Genomic DNA, 17,617 nt, shown 5'->3' with positions numbered 1-17,617 from the left:
CGGCGACCAGGTCGGCGTAGACCTCGGCCACCGTGTTGCGGGCCACGCCCAGGTCGGCGGCGAGCGAGCGCGAGGAGGGCAGCCGGGTGCCGGGCGCCAGCCGGCCCCCGCGGACGGCCTCGCGCAGGGCATCGGTGAGGCCGCGGCGCAGGCCGGGGCCGGAACGGTCCAGGTGCAGGTCGACGCCGAAAGTGGCCCACGGTTTCCCCATGGAAATGGACCATACTCCTGGGCTGCATCGATTCTAGGCTCAAGGCCATGACGACGAACGAGAGCACCACCGCCGCCCCCGGTTCCTTCGCCCCCGAGGAGGCGCCCCGCCTGGAGTGGGCCAAGCACGCTCCCGAGGTCTACAAGGCGATGATCCGGCTCGACACCGCCGCCAAGCGTGGCCTGGACCCGACGCTGTACGAGCTGGTGAAGATCCGCGCCTCCCAGATCAACCACTGCGCCCTCTGCATCGACATGCACTCCAAGGACGCGCTCGCGGCCGGCGAGAGTGTGGAACGGATCGTGCAGCTCAGCGCGTGGGAGGAGTCGCGGCACTTCTACACGGAGAAGGAGCTGGCGGCGATCGAGCTGACCGAGGCGGTGACCGTACTGACCGACGGCTTCGTGCCCGACGCGGTCTACCAGAAGGCCGCCGCGCACTTCGAGGAGCCGGAGCTGGCGCAGCTGATCGCCGCGATCACGGTGATCAACGCCTGGAACCGCTTCGGCGTGACGTGCCGGATGACGCCGGGTCACTACACGCCGGGGCAGCACGGATGACGGCCCGTACGACCAGTACGACCCGTACGACCCGTCTGGACGACGGTGTGCGCTCGGCGCTGGGAGCGCTGAGCGCCGCCGCCAAGCGGGGCCTGAGCGATCCGGCGCTCGCGGAGCTGGTGCAGATCCGCGCCTCGCAGCTCAACCACTGCGCGTTCTGCCTGGACATGCATCTGGGCATCGCGCGCAAGGAGGGCGCCGGGGAACGGCAGCTCGATCTGCTCGCCGCGTGGGAGGAGGCCGAGGGGGTCTTCGACGCCAGGGAGCGGGCCGCGCTGGCGCTCACCGAGGCGGTCACGGTCCTGACGGAGGGGTTCGTGCCGGACGGGGTGTACGAGGAGGCCGCCCGGCACTTCGACGTCGGCGGGCTGGCCCACCTGCTCGCGCTGATCACCGCCATCAACAGCTGGAACCGGCTGATGGTCGGCCGGCGGATTCCCCCGGGGAGCACTCAGTGGTGACCAAGACCGACCGCTTCCGCGCCCTGCACCACGGCCGTGTCCCCGGCGACCCCCTCGTCCTGCCCGGCCCCTGGGACGCGGCGAGCGCCCGGGTGTTCGCGGAGGCCGGGTTCCCGGCGCTCGCGACGCCCAGCGCGGGGGTCGCGGCCTCCCTCGGGTACGAGGACGGGGCGACCCCGGCCGACGAGATGTTCGCGGCGGTGGCGCGGATCGCGCGGGCCGTGGACGTGCCCGTCTCCGCGGACGTCGAGGACGGGTACGGGCTGGCGCCGAAGAAGCTGGTGGAGCGGCTGCTGGAGGCGGGCGCCGTGGGCTGCAACCTGGAGGACTCCGCGAACGGGGTGCTCAAGAACCCGCGGGAGCACGCGGAGTGGCTCGCCGAGGTGCGGGCGGCGGCCGGGGACCGGCTGTTCGTCAACGCCCGCATCGACACGTTCGTACGCGGTGTCGACGACCCGGGCGCGGCGATCGAGCGGGCCGCGCTGTATGTCGGCGCGGGCGCCGACTGCGTGTACCCGATCTTCGCCCCGCCCGGCGTACTGCCGCTGCTGCGAGCCGGGATCCAGGGGCCGGTCAACGTCGGCGCGGTGCCCGGCCAGGGCCCCTCGCCCGCCGAACTCGCCGGACTCGGGGCCACCCGGATCACGTTCGGGCCGGGACTCCAGCGGCGCGCGGCCCGGGCCCTGCGGGAGATCGCGGCCGAACTGACGGAACCGACAGAACCGACGGCACCGATGAGGTGAGGGTCAGGGCAGCCACTTCTTCCAGACGGACTCGTGGCTGTCCACCCACTTCTTCGCCGCCTCCTCGGGCCGCATCTTCTGCTCGGCGATCATCAGGGAGACCTGGTTCTGGTCCTCGGTCGTCCACTTGAAGTTCTTCAGGAACTCCGCCGCCTTGCCGCCTTCCTCCGCGAAGTCGGCGTTGAGGTACTTCTGCAGCGGGGTGACCGGGTAGGCGCAGTCGACCTTCGCCGGGTCGGCGTCGCAGCCCTCCTTGTAGGGCGGCAGCTTCACCTCGGTCATCGGAACCTTCTCGAAGAGCCACTGGGGGGTGTACCAGTAGGTCAGGAAGGGTTTCTTCTCCTTGGCGAACTGCTTGATCTGGGTGATCTGGGCGGCCTCGGAGCCCGCGAAGACGACCTTGTAGTCCAGGTCGAGATTGCTGACCAGGGCCTTGTCGTTGGTGACGTAGGACGGGGAACCGTCCATCAGCTGACCCTTGTCGCCGCTCTCCGCGGTGCGCATCAGCTCGGCGTACTTGTCGAGGTTCTCCCAGTTGGTCACGTCCGGGTGCTTCTTCGCGAAGTACGTCGGGACGAACCAGCCGATGTGCCCGGTGACGCCGAGGTCGCCGCCGGGGGCGATCGTCTTCTTGTCCTCGACGTAGCGCTGCTCCTGCTCGGGGTGGCCCCAGTCCTCCAGGATGGCGTCGACCCGGCCCTGGCTGAGCGCGTCCCAGGCGGGGACCTCGTCGACCTGGACGGTGTCGACGCGGTAGCCCAGCTCGTGCTCCAGCAGGTACTGGGCGACGGCCACGTTGGCCTGGGCACCGACCCAGGACTGCACGGAGAGGGTCACCGTCCTGGCGCCCTGGGCGTTGGCGTACGGGGACGCCTGCTTGGTCATGTCGGCGGCGCCGCAGCCGGTCAGCAGCGTCAGCGCGGCGGCCGAGGCGATGGCGGCGGTGGTACGCATCCGCATGTCAGGCTCCCTTCCTCGGACGGCGTTCGGTCGGCTGGGTGACCCGGTCGAGCATCAGGCCGAGGCAGACGATCGCCGCGCCGGCCACCAGGCCGGTCGCCAGGTCGCCCTGGGCCAGGCCGAAGACGACCTGGTAGCCGAGCGCGCCACCGCCGACCAGGCCGCCGATGATGACGACGGCGAGGACGAGGACGACGCCCTGGTTGACGGCGAGCAGCAGCGACCGGCGGGCCAGCGGGAGCTGGACCTGGCGCAGTTGCTGCCCGCTGGTGGCGCCGAGCGAGCGGGCCGACTCCAGCGCGGCCGGGTCGACCTGGCGCAGCCCCTGGGCGGTGATGCGGACGACGGCCGGGAGGGCGTAGACGACCGCGGCGGCCACGGCGGGCGCGCGGCCCACGCCGAAGAGGGCGACGACCGGGATCAGGTACACGAACTGCGGCATCGTCTGGAAAACGTCCAGGACGGGCCGGAGCGCGCGCTCGAAGCGGTCGCTGCGGGCGGCGGCGATGCCGGTGGCGAAGCCGATGACCAGGGTCACGGCGACGGCGGCGAGGACCTGCGAGAGCGTGTCCAGGGACGGGTTCCACACGCCGAGCACGCCGATCGCGGCCATGGCGAGGACGGCGGTGAGCGCGGTGCGCCAGGTGCCGATCAGCCAGGCGAGGGCGGCGACGATCAGCAGTACGGACCACCAGGGCAGCCACTGGAGGCCGTCCCGCAGCGGGTTGAGGACCCAGCTGGTGAAGTGGGCGGCCCAGTCGGCGGTGCCGCCGATGACGGGGACACCGGAGTAGAGGTGGGCGGTCATCCAGTCGACGGCCCGGTTGACGGGCTCGGCGATGTCCACCTCCCACGCCTCGGGCCAGTCGAGGAACCCGGCGAGCCGTCCGGCGACCGCGACGGCCGCGGCGGCGGCCAGGGCGTACAGCCAGGTCAGCGGGGACTTCCCGGATTCGCCGAGCCGCTCCCCCGCCGCGCCGGTCACCCGGTCCAGGACCACGGCGAGCAGCACGATCGGGATGCCGGCCGCGAGTGCCGCGCCGACGTCGACCGAGGCGAGCGCCTGGTAGACGCGGTCGCCGAGGCCGCCGGCGCCGATGACGGAGGCGATGACGGCCATGGACAGCGCCATCATGATCGTCTGGTTGACGCCGAGGAGGAGTTCCTTGCGGGCCAGCGGGATTCGGGCGGTCAGCAGCCGTTGGCGGGCGGTGGTGCCGAGGGACTCGACGGCCTCCAGAACCTCCTTGTCGGCGCCGCGCAGGCCGAGGGCGGTGAGCCGGGCCATGGGCGGGGCGGCGTAGACGACGGTGGCCAGGACGGCGGCGGGGACGCCGATGCCGAAGACCAGGACGACGGGGAGGAGGTAGGCGAAGGCGGGCAGCACCTGCATGGTGTCGAGCACCGGGCGCAGGACGCGGTCCATCCGGTCGGACAGGCCGGCGGCCAGGCCGAGCAGGGCCCCCACGACGACCGACGCGAGCACGGCGACGACCATGAGCGCGAGGGTCTGCATGGTCGGCACCCACATGCCGAGCAGGCCGCAGGCCAGGAACGCGACGGCCGTGCCGGTCGCCAGCTTCACGCCGGCCACCCGCCAGGCGATCAGGGCGCCGATCGCGGTGACCCCGGCCCAGCCGACGGCGAGGAGGGCGAGGTACACGGCGCGTACGGCGATGACGACGACGTTGCTGACGTGGCCGAAGAAGTAGAGGAACAGCGGGTGGCTGTCGCGGTTGTCGATGATCCAGTCGCTGGCCTTGCCGAGGGGTTCGGAGACGTCGACGGTGAGGGCGGCGGGCCAGGTGGTGCCGCCCCACTGGGTTACGGCGAGGGGGACGAGGATCGCGGCGGCGACCGCGAGGATCAGGAGCTTGCGTACGGCTGGGTGGGTGAGGATGCCCGGCGGGGCGGCCTTCCGGGGCGTTGCGGTGATCGTGGCCATCACGCCGGCTCCTCGCTGGTGGCGGGGGGCGGGGTGGTCGGCTTGCGGCGCTGGGCCAGTGCCTCCCCCACGCTCGGCCTCGCTCGCGTGGGGGGACCCCCATCGCCCGCCCTTGCCGCTCCAGCGGCGGCGGGGCTGCCCGTAGTCGCCTCGGCGGCGGCTGCGTCAGCCGTGCCCGTGGTGCCCGCTACCACCGACAGCAGCGCGTCCGCGTCGACCACTCCCAGGCAGCGGCCGTCGTCCATCACGCGGGCCGGGGAGCCGGCGCGGGCGACGGCCTCGATGGCCTCCGACACCGTGGCGTCGGGGCGGAGCGCGGGGCCGGTGCCGGCCTCGTCGGCCGAGGAGGCGGGGCGCATGGCCGTACGGACGCTGAGGACCTGCTCGCGCGGAACGTCGCGGACGAACTCGCGGACGTAGTCGTCGGCGGGCGAGCCGACGATCTCCTCCGGGGTGCCGAGCTGCACGACGCGGCCGTCGCGCATCAGGGCGATGCGGTCGCCCAGCTTGAGGGCTTCCTGGAGGTCGTGGGTGATGAAGACCATCGTGCGGCCCTCCTCGCGGTGCAGCCGGACGACCTCCTCCTGCATGTCCCGCCGGATCAGCGGGTCGAGCGCGCTGAACGGCTCGTCGAAGAGCAGCACCTCGGGGTCGACGGCGAGCGCGCGGGCGAGGCCGACGCGCTGGCGCTGGCCGCCGGAGAGCTGGCCGGGGCGGCGGTGCTCCAGGCCCTCCAGACCGACCTTGGCGACGATGGCGGCGGCGCGCTCGCGGCGCTCGGCGCGGCCCATGCCCTGGACCTCCAGGCCGTAGGCCACGTTGTCGAGGACCGTACGGTGCGGGAGCAGGCCGAAGTGCTGGAAGACCATCGCGGCGCGGTGGCGGCGCAGTTCGCGCAGCCGGGACTTGTCCATCGCGCGGACGTCCTCGCCGTCGATGGCGATGGAGCCGGCCGTCGGCTCGATCAGCCGGGTCAGGCAGCGGACGAGGGTGGACTTGCCGGAGCCGGACAGGCCCATGACGACGAAGACCTCGCCCTTGCGCACGTCGAAGGAGACGTCCGCCACGGCGGCCGTGCAGCCGGTGCGCGAGCGCAGCTCGGCCGGGCTCAGGGCGGCCAGCTCGGGGTCGGCGGGGATGCGGGCGGCCTTGGGGCCGAAGACCTTCCACAGGCCGTCCACGGAGAAGACCGGGGCGGCGGATTCGGTGACCTCGGGCGTACCCGGCGGCGTGGCGCTGGTGGTGGTGCTCATCGGGCGTCACCACCGATCAGCTCGACGGCGCGCTCGCCGACCATGAGGACGCCGATCATCGGGTTCACGGCGGGCATGGTCGGGAAGACGGAGGCGTCGGCGATGCGGATGCCCTCCAGGCCGCGGACGCGCAGCTCGGGGTCGACGACGGCCTGCTCGTCCGTGGCGGCGCCCATTCGGCAGGTGCCCGCCGGGTGGTAGACGGTGTGGGCGACCTTGCGGGCGTATTCGCTCAGCTCCTCGTCGCCGGTGACGTCCGGGCCGGGGCAGACCTCGCGCTTGAGCCAGCCGGCCAGCGGCTCGGCCTTGGCGACCTCACGGGCGATCCTGATGCCGTCGACGAGGGTGCGGCCGTCGTAGTCGTCCTCGTCGGTGAAGTAGCGGAAGTCCAGCGCGGGCTTCACGGACGGGTCGGCGCTGGTCAGGTAGAGGCGGCCGCGGGACTTCGGCTTGGGGATGTTCGGGGTCATCGAGACGCCGAACTCCGGGCGCTCGTAGCCCAGGCGCTCCGGGTTGTCCGTGAACGGGATCTGGTAGAAGTGGAACATCAGGTCGGGGCCCGCGTGTTCGGGGTCGCGGCGCACGAACAGACCGGCGTCGGAGTCCATCGCGGAGTTGTCCGGGATGGGTCCGTTGGTCTCCCACACGATCACCGACTCGGGGTGGTCGAGCAGGTTCTCGCCGACGCCGGGCAGGTCGAGCGCCACGGGTATGCCGAGGGCCTCCAGCTGGTCCTTCGGGCCGATGCCCGAGTGCAGCAGCAGGCGCGGCGAGTCGACGGCGCCGGCGCAGAGCACGACCTCGCCCCGTGCCTTGACGAGGATCTCCTCGCCGTCCTTGGTGCGGACGTGGACGCCCTCGGCGCGGGCGCCGTCGAGCTGGAGCTTGTACGCCCAGGTCTCCAGCATGATCGTGAGGTTGGGCCGCTCGTCCATCACCGGGTGCAGGTACGCGACCGAAGCCGACGACCGCTTGTTGTTCTCGGGGTGGTAGGCGAGGTCGAAGAAGCCGACGCCCTCGGTGAACGGCTTCTTGTTGAAGCCCTCGACGCGGGGGACCTCAAGGGCCTTCTGCGCGGAGTCGACGAAGTCGCGGGCGATGGCGTTCCGGTCCTTCTCGTCGACCGGGACGATGTTGTTCTTCAGCCGCGCGTAGTACGCCTCCATCGGCACCGCGCCCCAGCCCTTGGCGCCCGCCGCCTCCCACTCGTCCCAGTCGGAGGGCAGCGGCTTGAAGGCGATGAGCGTGTTGTGCGAGGAGCAGCCGCCGAGCACCCGGGCGCGGCTGTGCCGGATGTGCGAATTGCCGCGTGGCTGCTCGGTGGTCGGGTAGTCGTAGTCCAGCTCGCCGCCGAGCAGGCCCATCCAGCGGCGCAGGGTCAGCACGTCGTCGCGGCCGATGTCGCTGGGGCCGCCCTCGATGACGGCGACGGTGACGTCCGGGTTCTCGGTGAGGCGGGAAGCGATCACCGATCCCGCGGTGCCGCCGCCTATGACGACGTAGTCGTAGACGTGGGAGGTCTCGGGCATGGGGGTACTCCAGAGGGTGAGCGGACGGGGAGCCGGGCGGCCCGGGTGAGGCGCGGGCGGGGTGAAGCGGGGCGTGGGCGGAGCGAAGCGGCGTCAGCCGGCGAACCAGCGGACGGGCTTCGGGGCGAGGTTCTGGTAGACGTGCTTGCTCTCGCGGTACTCGGCGAGCCCCGCGGGGCCCAGTTCGCGGCCGACGCCGCTCTTGCCGAAGCCGCCCCACTCGGCCTGCGGGAGGTAGGGATGGAAGTCGTTGATCCAGACGGTGCCGTGCCGGAGCCGGCCCGCGACCCGGCGGGCCCGTCCCGCGTCGGCGGTCCAGACGGCACCGGCCAGACCGTACTCGGTGTCGTTGGCGAGGGCTACGGCCTCGTCCTCGGTGCGGAAGGTCTCGACGGTGAGCACCGGTCCGAAGACCTCCTCCCGTACGACCTTCATCTCCCGGTGGCAGTTGTCGAGGACGGTCGGCTCGTAGAAGTAGCCCGTCTCCGGCCGCTGGGGGGACGGCTCGGGGCGCTTGCCGCCGCAGCGCAGCTCGGCGCCCTCGGCCAGCGCGGAGGCGACGTAGTCCTCGGTCTTGGCGCGCTGCTGCGCGGAGACGAGCGGGCCGCACTCGACGCCGTCCTCGGTGCCGCGACCGAGGCGGATCTTCGCGGCGCGGCGGGCGAGTTCGGCGACGAAGCGCTCGCGGACCGACTCCTCGACGATGAGCCGGCCGCCGGCCGAGCAGACCTGGCCGCTGTGGATGAAGGCGGCGTTGAGGGCCTGGTCGACGGCGGTGTCGAAGCCCTCCTCGGTCTCGCAGGCGTCGGCGAAGACGACGTTGGGGTTCTTGCCGCCGAGTTCGAGGGCGACCTTCTTGACGGTGACGGCGGCGGCCTGGGCGACCTTGGTGCCGCTGATCAGGCCGCCGGTGAAGGAGACCAGGTCGACGTCGGGGTGCTCGGCGAGGCGGGCGCCGACGCTGTGGCCGGGACCGGTGACGATGTTGGCGACGCCGGCGGGGAGGCCGGCCTCGGTCAGCAGGTCGATCAGGGCCACGGTGGTCATCGGGGTGATCTCGCTGGGCTTGATCACGAAGGTGTTGCCCGCGGCGAGCGCGGGGGCGATCTTCCAGCTGGCCTGGAGGAGCGGGTAGTTCCAGGGCGTGATCATCGCGCAGACGCCGACCGGCTCGTGCACGACGACGCTGTGGATGTCGGGCGAGCCCGCGTCGACGACCCGCCCCGGGGCCTCACCGGCGACCAGGTCGGCGAAGTAGCGGAAGGCGTCGGCGACGCAGTCGATGTCGACCCGGCCCTCCTCGACGGTCTTGCCCGCGTCGCGGCTCTCCAGCAGGCCGAGCGGCTCGCGGTCGCGTACGAGGAGGTCGGCGACGCGGCGCAGCAGGGCGGCGCGTTCGGCGACCGGGGTGTGCGGCCACTCGCCCGTGTCGAAGGCGCGCCGGGCGGCGGCCACCGCGAGGTCGGTGTCCTTCTCGTCGCCCTCCGCGATGACGGCGAACGGCCGGGCGTCCGCGGGGTCGAGGATCTCGCGGGTGGCGCCGGAGGACGCCGCCAGCCACTCGCCTCCCGCGTGAATGGTCCGGTGCGCCCGCTCCGCCGGAGTTTCCGTGCTGTTCGCCATGATCGGTATTGCCTTCCGTTCCTGATCAACCCCCCTGTGTCACGCGCGTGCCACTCCCGGGGACCGTGAGCCCCTGCCCACCGGCCCCGCATGCATGCCGAACCGGTGACCGAAAGTGCGGCGCATCACTGAGAAAAGGGATGGAGCGGAATGAAATACACATATGGACGTGCCGGTTTCCTTTGACTAAAGTCAAACGAATGGAGCCAGTGACAGAGGGCGCGGCAGCGGGCGCGGCGGCCGGGGACGCGGTGACGGAGGACGTCACGGCGCTGCGGCACTTCAACCGATACTTCACGCGCCGGATCGGCGTCCTCGACGACCGTTATCTCGGCCAGGACCGCCCGCTCGGCGAGGCCCGGCTGCTCTTCGAGATCGCCGAGAGCGGCTCCGGGGTGTCCCTGCGGGATCTGCGCGTCCGCCTCGGCCTGGACGCCGGGTACCTGAGCCGGATGGCGAAGGCCCTGGAGGCGCAGGGCATGGTCCGGCTGGGCGTGCACCCCGACGACAGCCGGCTGCGTACGGTCGAGCCGACCCCCGCCGGACGGGCCGAGGTCGCTGAGCAGAACCGCCGGGCCGACGTGCTCGCCTCCGGGCTCCTCCAGGGACTCGCCCCGGACCAGCGCCGGCGGCTGACCGACGCCATGGCCACCGCCCAGCGCCTGCTGCGGCTGGCCGCCGTCACCGTCACACCGGTCGACGCCTGCGCCCCGGACGCCCGCGCCTGTCTGGCCGCCTACGCCGCCGACCTGGACGCGCGCTTCCCCGAGGGCTTCGACCCCTCCGACCTCGTGGGGCCCGAAGAGGTGTCGGGGGACGCCGGGGCGTTCCTCGTCGCCTACGAGGAGGGGCGGCCGGCCGGCTGCGGGGCGCTGCGGCGGACGGCTCCCGGGGTCGGCGAGATCAAGCACGTGTGGGTGCACCCCGGCGCCCGGCGGCTCGGGCTGGCCCGGCGCCTGCTCGACGGGCTGGAGGGCGAGGCCGCCGCGCGAGGCCTGACCGTCGTACGGCTCGACACCCACGCCGTGCTCACCGAGGCGCGGGCGATGTACGAGGCGTCCGGCTACACCGAGATCCCGGCGTACTCCGACCATGTCTACGCCGGGCACTGGTTCGAGAAGCGGCTGCCGGGAGCCTGACAACGGGCGCGGGCCCCGCCCCGGAACCGGATGCACCAACAGCATCCGGAACCGGAACGGGGCCCGTGCGGGCGGGGTGGGCTCAGATGAGGCCGAGAGCGCGGACCGCCTCGCGCTCCTCCGACAGCTCCTTGACGGAGGCGTCGATGCGGGCGCGGGAGAACTCGTTGATGTCCAGGCCCTGGACGATCTCGTACTTGCCGTCCTTGGTGGTGACCGGGAAGGAGGAGATGATGCCCTCCGGGACGCCGTAGGAGCCGTCCGACGGGATGCCCATGGAGGCCCAGTCGCCCTCGGCGGTGCCGTTGACCCAGGTGTGGACGTGGTCGATGGCGGCGTTGGCGGCGGAGGCGGCCGACGAGGCGCCGCGGGCCTCGATGATGGCGGCGCCGCGCTTGGCGACGGTCGGGATGAAGTCCTCGGCCAGCCACCGCTCGTCGCCCACGACCTCGGCGGCGTTCTTGCCGGCGATGGTGGCGTTGAAGATGTCCGGGTACTGGGTGGCGGAGTGGTTGCCCCAGATGGTCAGGCGCTTGATGTCGGTGACCGACGAGCCCGTCTTCTTCGCGAGCTGGGTCAGCGCGCGGTTGTGGTCCAGGCGGGTCATGGCGGTGAAGCGCTCGGCCGGTACGTCCGGGGCGGCGGCCTGGGCGATCAGGGCGTTGGTGTTGGCCGGGTTGCCGACGACGAGGACCTTGATGTCGTCCGCGGCGTGATCGTTGATGGCCTTGCCCTGCGGCTTGAAGATGCCGCCGTTGGCCTCCAGGAGGTCACCGCGCTCCATGCCCTTGGTGCGGGGGCGGGCGCCGACCAGGAGGGCGACGTTGGCGCCGTCGAAGGCGACGTTCGGGTCGTCGGTGATCTCGATGCCCTGGAGGAGCGGGAACGCGCAGTCGTCCAGCTCCATCGCGGTGCCCGCGGCGGCGTTGAGCGCCGGGGTGATCTCCAGGAGGCGCAGCTTGACCGGCACGTCCGCGCCGAGCAGCTGGCCGGAGGCGATGCGGAAGAGCAGGGCGTAACCGATCTGGCCGGCCGCGCCGGTGACGGTGACGTTCACGGGAGTGCGAGTCATGGCGTTCTCCGTATGACAGCTGGCGGTGGGGCGTCCCTGCCCCGGGCGTTTGATCGATCTCTTGGTATCAAGAGATCGATCCAGCCGTCAGGCTATCGCGCCTCCCGTACCCGGGACGTCCGGGTCGGTGTGGCCCGGCCCACAGGACCACCGCCGGATCACCCGCGCGCGCGAACGGCTTGGCGCAGCGGCGCGCCGAACCGAGGGCACGGCGTGCCGGACGGAGCACTGGGCGCGCGGAACCGAGGACATGAAAAGGCGGCCGCCTGTCCGGGAGAGGGGGGACGAAGGCGACCGCCGTTCGGGGATACCGTTGCCGGACTCCCGTGGGGGTACTTCTCGCGTGCCCCTGACTCCGCGGGCCATGCCTGCCGCTGACGATTTTTCTCCCGGCCGGCCGAGGCCCGTTCCTCCCGGGCACCGCGGCGCGGCTCCGTACCGGCCCCGCACGGTCCCGCGGCTACTCCGTGCAGCCCTTCCGGCCCGCCGCCAGCGTCACGCACGCCTTGGCGTCGGCCGCGGACTTCACCGCCACCATCGGGGTGTACGCGACGGTGTCGGCGGCCCCGGTGATCGAGCCCCTCTGCGGGCTCGCGCCGTCCGCGCTCACCTGCACCTCGTCGCCCTGGGCGGCCTGGGTGACACGGGCCCACGCCGCGCCGCAGATCTTGCTGTAGCGGACCTCGACGGCTGCCGTGCCGACGGTGGCGGTCGCGGCGGTGGTCACCAGGTCGCCGCCGCAGCCCATAACCTCCGGGTCCTTGCCGGTGCAGGCGTCGCCGCTGCACTTCACGCCGGGCGGCAGCTCGGGGTCGGAGCTGACGGTGGGCGACGGGGACGGTTTCGCGCCCTCGTTCTTCTTCTCGCCACCGTCGTTCAGGAGGAAGAAGGCGCCCGCGATCACGACGAGCACGCCGACGACGCCCGCGACGAACGTCGTCATCCGCTTGCTGCCGCCCCCGGAGGGCCGGGTCCGCGAACGGGAGCCGCCGTGCGGGGGTTCGCCGTACGAGCCCGAGGACGTCGGGGAGGCCGAGGGTCCGTGACCGTTCGGTACGGCGGCGGCAGGCGTCGCCGGGCCGCGCGCGGCCTCCCCCGAATCGGCCCGGGTCCCGGACCACGCCGTACGGTCACCGGTCGGCGCCGGCCCCCGGTATCCGGCCATGCCCCACGAGTTGCCGCCGGACGCGCCGCCGGACGACGGGACGGAGGGAGCGCCCGGCGCACCGCCGCCCCGGACCGTACCGACGGCCGAGTCGGGGCTGTCGGCGGCCGTCGGCTGTGCGGGAACCGTCGGCGGCAACGTGGGCGCCACACCGGCCGGCCCGGCGATCCCGGGCGTGACCGTGGCCCCGCCGCCGTGCCGGCCGGTCCGGCTCCCCTTGCCGTTCCTGCCGCCGTTGCCCGACTTGGCCGCGGGCGTGCCCAGCTCGCCGAGCGCGGCGCGCGCCTGGGAGATCCGGATGGCCTCCATGGTCATGTCGTGGCGCATCTCCGAGCGGCTCCAGGCCCGCTCGGCCAGCTCCCACATGGTGGTCAGGTGGACGGGATTGGTCCGCGTCACCTCGGCGAGGGCCACGATGGCGCCCTTCGGCGCCAGCAGCCGGCCGTTCAGATAGCGCTCCCAGGACGTCTTGCTGTAGCCCGTGGCGTCGGCCACCGACGCGATGCTCAGCTCACTGCGGTCCACGAGTCGGCGCAACTGACTCGTGAACTCTCTGATCTGCGGATCGAGTTCATCCGGCAAGGCCTTCCAACGAGGCATTGCTTCCCCCTCTTCCCCCCGGTGACGTGCTGTTCGTTCCCCGTTTGGTCTCGCGCGCGGCGTCCCGCGTGGAGTCCCCGTTCTGGCTACCCACAGGGATGCGCCCGGTCAGGATCTCAGTTCCCGGGGTGGGGGCGCACAGGAGCACAGGGGTCGCGAACATGCACCGTCGCACGCTCACCGACCCGTGGTCCAGTGTCCCACCGGCGTTCCCCTGCCCGGCACCGAACCCCGTTTTTCACGGCTCACGTAGCGGAGTAGCGGAACGGTCACTTCCGTGCCACAGCGCCCCGACAGGCGTTGAACAGGGCGTTCGCCGTGCAGGAGGGTTGGTCCCGGCGGCGGCCCGTCCTTCCACGGGGGTGGAGGACGGGCCGTTCGCTAACTCACCGTGAAGTGCAGGGTGTCCTTCAGGAACGGGATCTCCAGCACCGGGTCCGGCTGGGCCATCAACGCCAGCAGGGCGATGGAGAGGCCGAGCACGCCGTAGGTGGTGATGTCCGTGAAACGCGAGCGCACCGCGAGCATGCCGACGTCGGGCAGCACCCAGCGCAGCGCGGCGCCGACCAGCAGAGCGGCGCCGACCAGCAGCGTCCCGACGCGGAACACGTCCAGCGCGGTCAGCAGCAGGCCGAGGCCCACCAGGCCGACCACGAGGAGGATCGGCCACTGCCGGGCGGGCGCCGGGGCGTCACCGGCCGCGGCCCGGCCGCCGCCCTCGGGGCGCGCGGTGTCGCGGGTGAAGAGCGGGAACCGGCGGGTGATCCGCCGCGGCCTGCCCTCGGCGTCGGGCGCGCTGACGGGATCCCGGACGGTGATGTCCTCCGGGTGCTCCGCGTGCTCGCGGTGCTCCGAGTCCTCCGCGTGCTCCGGGCGCTCGGTGTCGGTGTCGTCAGCCGGCACTGCGCTCCGCCGCCTCCACCACGTTGACGAGCAGCTGGGCCCGGGTCATGGGGCCGACGCCGCCGGGGTTCGGGGAGATCCAGGCGGCGACCTCGGCCACGCCGGGGTGCACGTCGCCCATGATCTTGCCCTCGGCGTTGCGCGAGACGCCCACGTCGAGGACGGCCGCGCCCGGCTTGACGTCCTCGGGGCGGACCAGGTGCGGGGAGCCGGCCGCGGCGACGACGATGTCCGCGCGCTTGAGGTGGGCGGCAAGGTCCCGGGTGCCGGTGTGGCACTGGGTCACGGTGGCGTTCTCGCTGCGCCGGGTGAGCAGCAGCGGCATCGGGCGGCCGATCGTGACACCGCGGCCGACTACCACGACCTCGGCGCCCTTGATCTCCACGCCGTAGCGGCGCAGCAGGGTGAGGATGCCGTTGGGGGTGCAGGGCAGCGGCGCCGGCTCGTTCAGGACGAGGCGGCCGAGGTTCATCGGGTGCAGGCCGTCCGCGTCCTTGTCCGGGTCCATCAGTTCCAGGATGCGGTTCTCGTCGATGCCCTTGGGCAGCGGCAGCTGGACGATGTAGCCGGTGCAGGCCGGGTCGTCGTTCAGCTCGCGGACGACCGCCTCGATCTCCTCCTGCGTCGCCGTACCCGGCAGTTCGCGCTGGATGGAGGCGATGCCGACCTGCGCGCAGTCGCGGTGCTTGCCGGCGACGTACTTCTGGCTGCCGGGGTCGTCGCCGACCAGGACGGTGCCGAGGCCGGGTGTGACGCCCCTCTCCTTCAGCGCCGCCACGCGGGCGGTCAGTTCGGACTTGATCGCGGCTGCGGTGGCCTTGCCATCGAGAATCTGGGCGGTCATGCCCCCATCCTCGCGGATGACCGGCCCCCGGTTCCAATCCGGCCGACATCCGGGCACCGGCGAAGCGCTCACCGGGCGCCGGCCGGGCCTCCCGGGGCGCGTCCCACCCCGGCGGATCGCGATCGGCGCTGTTGCACTTGCACAACACCTTGCGGCCGGGCTGGACAAGTAAGAGATAGGTCAAGAACGATTGGGCACAAGCACAGTGCCGCGGGGCCGTACCGGGGGGACGAACCGCCACGAAGTACCTCCTCCGCATCGAGCCACGCGTCGTCCCCGCACGTGACAGCTACGGAGGAAGTCCCGCATGAGTTTCGGCGACCCGAACAACCCCTACGGTCCGCCGCAGGGCCAGCAGCAGGGCCAGCAGCACGGCCAGCAGCCGAACTACGGCTACCCCCAGCAGCAGCCCCAGGGCCAGCCCGGCTACGGCTACCCCGCCGCCCCGCCGGTCCAGCCCTACGGCGGCGGCTACGCTCCCGCCCCCGCGGTCATGCCCGGAACGGTGAAGGCCGCCCGCGTGATGCTGTTCGTGCTGGGCGCCTGCCAGGTCATCGGTGGAGTGCTGATGATCGCGGCCAGCTCCTGGTTCGCCGACTACATCGAGGACGAGGTCAACTCCGACCCCACCATCTCGGCGCAGGACGCGGACACCGTCACGAGCATCGGCGCGGGCCTCATGATCGGCGTCGGCGTGATCTTCCTGGCGTTCGCGTTCTGGGCGATATTCACAGGTGTCAAGTTCGCCACCGGCCGGGGCGGTCCGCGGGTCTCCGCGATCGTCTACGGCTCGGTCGTGACGCTGGTCAGCGTGATCAACCTGGTGGGTGCCAACATCTTCGCCCTGATCAGCCTGGTCCTCGGCATCCTGATCATCGTCTTCTGCGCCAACAAGAACGGCAGTTACTGGTTCAACCGCCCGCAGTACTGAACCGGTGCCCGCCACGGCGCACTTCGCGCCAATCAAGCCATGGGGCCGTGTCTCACCCGTACGAGGGGAGACACGGCCCCGGTGCGTCGCAATAGTCTGACGTGGGTAGCCGTCAGGCACGGGGAGACGCACCTTGTACAGCATCATCGTGGTACCTCCGCCGACCACGGAGGACGAACGCACCCGCACCCAGTTCCGGCTCGCACCCGGCGAACGGCTCGTCTTCGGACGGTCCGTGCCCGAGGGCGGACTGCTGATCGGGCACGACGGAGTGTCCCGCAGAGCCGGTGAGATCACCGCCCACGGCACCTTCTGGGCCCTGAGCAACCTGTCCGCCCACCAGACCTACGTGGTGGAGAATCCGGAGGGCGCCGGCGAGCACATCAAGGTGGCGCCGGGCCGGCTGGACGCCCCGGTGCCGTTCGAGTTCTCGCGGATCGTGCTGCCCGCCGCGGGCGACCTGCTGCCGGTCGAGGTGTGGGCACCGCGTCACGACTATCTGCGCGCCGAGGACGGCACCGACGGCGAGCCGACCGCCCCGGCCTTCTCCGTCGACCGCACCAAACGGTACTTCGCGGTCCTGGCCGCCCTGTGCGAACCGCGGCTGCGGGGGGCTCCGCACGCGCCGCTGCCGACCGTCGAGCAGGTCGTCGAGCGGCTGCGGCCGGGCTGGCCGGCCGCGTCGCGCACGTCCGTCCAGTGGAACATCGACTACCTGGCGGTGAAGCTGCGGCTGAAGCCGGGCCCGGAGACGGCGGAGGCGGGCCCGCGGCTCAACGGCAAGAAGGAGTCCCTGGTGTCCATGGCGCTCCGCTTCGACCTCGTACGGGAGGACGACCTCGTGGTCCTCGCGGCACCGCCGCGCCGGGCGACCCGGTGACCGAGCCGTACGCCGTCCCCGTGCCGAAGGGCTACCGGGTCGGCGTCTGGGAGGTGCGGGCGCCGATCGCGACGGGCGCCTTCGGCAGCGTGTACGAGGCCCGCCGGGCCGGTGACGGCGACGCCGGTCTGCCGCGCACGGCCGCCCTGAAGTTCCTGCCCACCGGTACGGGCACCCCGCGCCAGCTGACCCACCTGCGCGAACTCGTCGAGCGGGAGGTCGAGTTGCACCGTCGGCTGAGACGGCCCCGGCTGGTGCGGATGTACGAGACCCTCGTCGTCGACGACCCGGCCCGCCCCGCGCTCGACGGCGCGACCGTCCTCGTACTGGAGAAGGCGGAGGGCTCCCTGTCCGCCCTGCTGTCCGCGTCGCCCCGACCGGCCGCCGGGCCCGCGCTGATCGCCCAGGTGTGCGAGGGCCTGGCCCAGCTGCATCACGCCGGGTGGGTGCACGGAGACCTGAAACCGGCCAACGTACTGCTGATGAGGGACGGTTCGGCCCGGCTCGCCGACTTCAACATGGCCGCCGAACTGGAAGGCACCCACGCGTACACCCCCGCCTTCTCCACCCCCGACTACACCCCGCCCGAACTGCTCTGGTCCGAGATCGGCGAACGCGGCCGGCGGATCCGCCCCTCCGCCGACGTCTGGGCCTTCGGTGTCCTCGCCCACCTCGTCCTCACCGGGTCCTTCCCGCTGCCCGGCGGCACCCCGGCGGCCCGCCGCGACGCCGGGGCCGCCTACGCGCGCGGCACCGAGGAGCTGCGTCTGTCGCCCGTGCTGCCCGAGGCGTGGCGGG

General features: G+C 72.4%; 17 protein-coding genes. 7 read left to right on the top strand and 10 right to left on the bottom strand.

The window, feature by feature from the left end; genetic code table 11:
• Positions 1 to 211, bottom strand: a 211-nt coding sequence (locus EBH09_RS22710) for a winged helix-turn-helix domain-containing protein (protein WP_153182709.1), incomplete at its 3' end; no start/stop codon positions are given.
• 47 nt (positions 212 to 258) lie between these two features.
• Here EBH09_RS22710 and EBH09_RS22705 point away from each other — a divergent pair.
• Genes EBH09_RS22705 through EBH09_RS22695 form a run of 3 tightly spaced genes read left to right on the top strand, consistent with a single transcriptional unit; the run spans position 259 to position 1,975 of the window.
• Positions 259 to 771: a carboxymuconolactone decarboxylase family protein gene (locus EBH09_RS22705; RefSeq protein WP_121748791.1), complete on the top strand. Its 513-nt coding sequence runs from the start codon at positions 259 to 261 to the stop codon at positions 769 to 771.
• Positions 768 to 1,232, top strand: a complete 465-nt coding sequence (locus EBH09_RS22700; protein WP_121748790.1) for a carboxymuconolactone decarboxylase family protein — start codon at positions 768 to 770, stop codon at positions 1,230 to 1,232. The genes EBH09_RS22705 and EBH09_RS22700 overlap by 4 nt, the downstream gene beginning before the upstream one ends.
• A complete protein-coding gene (locus EBH09_RS22695; protein ID WP_121749498.1) occupies positions 1,229 to 1,975 on the top strand; it encodes an isocitrate lyase/phosphoenolpyruvate mutase family protein in 747 nt (248 codons plus the stop codon). The genes EBH09_RS22700 and EBH09_RS22695 overlap by 4 nt, the downstream gene beginning before the upstream one ends.
• Before the next feature lie 3 nt (positions 1,976 to 1,978).
• Here the strand turns inward: EBH09_RS22695 and EBH09_RS22690 are convergent, their stop codons facing one another.
• The 5 genes from EBH09_RS22690 to EBH09_RS22670 all read right to left on the bottom strand — a co-directional run bounded on the left by EBH09_RS22690 (position 1,979) and on the right by EBH09_RS22670 (position 9,285).
• The gene (locus EBH09_RS22690) at positions 1,979 to 2,935 is read right to left on the bottom strand and encodes an ABC transporter substrate-binding protein (RefSeq protein ID WP_121748789.1); all 957 of its coding nucleotides are present in this window, start codon (positions 2,933 to 2,935) and stop codon (positions 1,979 to 1,981) included.
• A 1-nt stretch (position 2,936) separates the two neighbouring features.
• Positions 2,937 to 4,880: an ABC transporter permease subunit gene (locus EBH09_RS22685; protein WP_121748788.1), complete on the bottom strand. Its 1,944-nt coding sequence runs from the start codon at positions 4,878 to 4,880 to the stop codon at positions 2,937 to 2,939.
• Positions 4,880 to 6,133 carry a glycine betaine/L-proline ABC transporter ATP-binding protein gene (locus tag EBH09_RS22680; RefSeq protein ID WP_121748787.1) on the bottom strand — a complete coding sequence of 418 codons (1,254 nt, stop codon included), beginning with the start codon at positions 6,131 to 6,133 and terminating at the stop codon, positions 4,880 to 4,882. Before EBH09_RS22680 ends, EBH09_RS22685 begins: the two co-directional genes overlap by 1 nt.
• Positions 6,130 to 7,662 (bottom strand): GMC oxidoreductase, encoded by a 1,533-nt coding sequence (locus EBH09_RS22675; protein WP_121748786.1) that lies wholly within the window; start codon positions 7,660 to 7,662, stop codon positions 6,130 to 6,132. Before EBH09_RS22675 ends, EBH09_RS22680 begins: the two co-directional genes overlap by 4 nt.
• Before the next feature lie 93 nt (positions 7,663 to 7,755).
• On the bottom strand, positions 7,756 to 9,285 hold the full coding sequence (locus EBH09_RS22670) for an aldehyde dehydrogenase family protein (RefSeq protein WP_121748785.1): 1,530 nt from the start codon (positions 9,283 to 9,285) through the stop codon (positions 7,756 to 7,758).
• A 200-nt stretch (positions 9,286 to 9,485) separates the two neighbouring features.
• Between EBH09_RS22670 and EBH09_RS22665 the strand changes: the two genes are divergently transcribed.
• Positions 9,486 to 10,424, top strand: coding sequence for a bifunctional helix-turn-helix transcriptional regulator/GNAT family N-acetyltransferase (locus tag EBH09_RS22665; protein ID WP_121748784.1), 939 nt, complete (start codon positions 9,486 to 9,488; stop codon positions 10,422 to 10,424).
• 82 nt (positions 10,425 to 10,506) lie between these two features.
• Here the strand turns inward: EBH09_RS22665 and EBH09_RS22660 are convergent, their stop codons facing one another.
• From EBH09_RS22660 to EBH09_RS22645, 4 genes are all read right to left on the bottom strand, one after another.
• A complete protein-coding gene (locus EBH09_RS22660) occupies positions 10,507 to 11,496 on the bottom strand; it encodes a malate dehydrogenase (RefSeq protein WP_121748783.1) in 990 nt (329 codons plus the stop codon).
• A gap of 460 nt (positions 11,497 to 11,956) precedes the next feature.
• On the bottom strand, positions 11,957 to 13,261 hold the full coding sequence (locus EBH09_RS22655; RefSeq protein ID WP_193776476.1) for an XRE family transcriptional regulator: 1,305 nt from the start codon (positions 13,259 to 13,261) through the stop codon (positions 11,957 to 11,959).
• 381 nt (positions 13,262 to 13,642) lie between these two features.
• Positions 13,643 to 14,164 (bottom strand): DUF3017 domain-containing protein, encoded by a 522-nt coding sequence (locus EBH09_RS22650; RefSeq protein WP_121748781.1) that lies wholly within the window; start codon positions 14,162 to 14,164, stop codon positions 13,643 to 13,645.
• The gene (locus tag EBH09_RS22645; RefSeq protein ID WP_121748780.1) at positions 14,154 to 15,008 is read right to left on the bottom strand and encodes a bifunctional methylenetetrahydrofolate dehydrogenase/methenyltetrahydrofolate cyclohydrolase; all 855 of its coding nucleotides are present in this window, start codon (positions 15,006 to 15,008) and stop codon (positions 14,154 to 14,156) included. The genes EBH09_RS22650 and EBH09_RS22645 overlap by 11 nt, the downstream gene beginning before the upstream one ends.
• 307 nt (positions 15,009 to 15,315) lie before the next feature.
• Here EBH09_RS22645 and EBH09_RS22635 point away from each other — a divergent pair, with 307 nt between their 5' ends.
• From EBH09_RS22635 to EBH09_RS39180, 3 genes are all read left to right on the top strand, one after another.
• Positions 15,316 to 15,939, top strand: a complete 624-nt coding sequence (locus EBH09_RS22635; RefSeq protein WP_121748779.1) for a hypothetical protein — start codon at positions 15,316 to 15,318, stop codon at positions 15,937 to 15,939.
• A gap of 133 nt (positions 15,940 to 16,072) precedes the next feature.
• Positions 16,073 to 16,819: an FHA domain-containing protein gene (locus EBH09_RS22630; RefSeq protein WP_193776475.1), complete on the top strand. Its 747-nt coding sequence runs from the start codon at positions 16,073 to 16,075 to the stop codon at positions 16,817 to 16,819.
• On the top strand, positions 16,816 to 17,617 hold an 802-nt coding region (locus EBH09_RS39180; protein ID WP_238697413.1), incomplete at its 3' end, for a protein kinase. The genes EBH09_RS22630 and EBH09_RS39180, both read left to right, overlap by 4 nt.

This window comes from Streptomyces sp. E2N166 (assembly GCF_003671715.1).
Lineage (GTDB): Bacteria > Actinomycetota > Actinomycetes > Streptomycetales > Streptomycetaceae > Streptomyces > Streptomyces thinghirensis.
Note: the sequence above shows the minus strand (reverse complement) of the source record. Positions and strands in the feature narration are given on the sequence as shown.

What these genes read in the sequence shown, in the direction of transcription:
- EBH09_RS22705 (WP_121748791.1), top strand. Translation starts at nt 259, where the DNA reads ATGACGACGAACGAGAGCACCACCGCCGCCCCCGGTTCCTTCGCCCCC.
- EBH09_RS22700 (WP_121748790.1), top strand. Translation starts at nt 768, where the DNA reads ATGACGGCCCGTACGACCAGTACGACCCGTACGACCCGTCTGGACGAC.
- EBH09_RS22690 (WP_121748789.1), bottom strand. Translation starts at nt 2,935, where the DNA reads ATGCGGATGCGTACCACCGCCGCCATCGCCTCGGCCGCCGCGCTGACG.
- EBH09_RS22685 (WP_121748788.1), bottom strand. Translation starts at nt 4,880, where the DNA reads ATGGCCACGATCACCGCAACGCCCCGGAAGGCCGCCCCGCCGGGCATC.
- EBH09_RS22680 (WP_121748787.1), bottom strand. Translation starts at nt 6,133, where the DNA reads ATGAGCACCACCACCAGCGCCACGCCGCCGGGTACGCCCGAGGTCACC.
- EBH09_RS22675 (WP_121748786.1), bottom strand. Translation starts at nt 7,662, where the DNA reads ATGCCCGAGACCTCCCACGTCTACGACTACGTCGTCATAGGCGGCGGC.
- EBH09_RS22670 (WP_121748785.1), bottom strand. Translation starts at nt 9,285, where the DNA reads ATGGCGAACAGCACGGAAACTCCGGCGGAGCGGGCGCACCGGACCATT.
- EBH09_RS22665 (WP_121748784.1), top strand. Translation starts at nt 9,486, where the DNA reads ATGGAGCCAGTGACAGAGGGCGCGGCAGCGGGCGCGGCGGCCGGGGAC.
- EBH09_RS22660 (WP_121748783.1), bottom strand. Translation starts at nt 11,496, where the DNA reads ATGACTCGCACTCCCGTGAACGTCACCGTCACCGGCGCGGCCGGCCAG.
- EBH09_RS22655 (WP_193776476.1), bottom strand. Translation starts at nt 13,261, where the DNA reads ATGCCTCGTTGGAAGGCCTTGCCGGATGAACTCGATCCGCAGATCAGA.
- EBH09_RS22645 (WP_121748780.1), bottom strand. Translation starts at nt 15,008, where the DNA reads ATGACCGCCCAGATTCTCGATGGCAAGGCCACCGCAGCCGCGATCAAG.
- EBH09_RS22635 (WP_121748779.1), top strand. Translation starts at nt 15,316, where the DNA reads ATGAGTTTCGGCGACCCGAACAACCCCTACGGTCCGCCGCAGGGCCAG.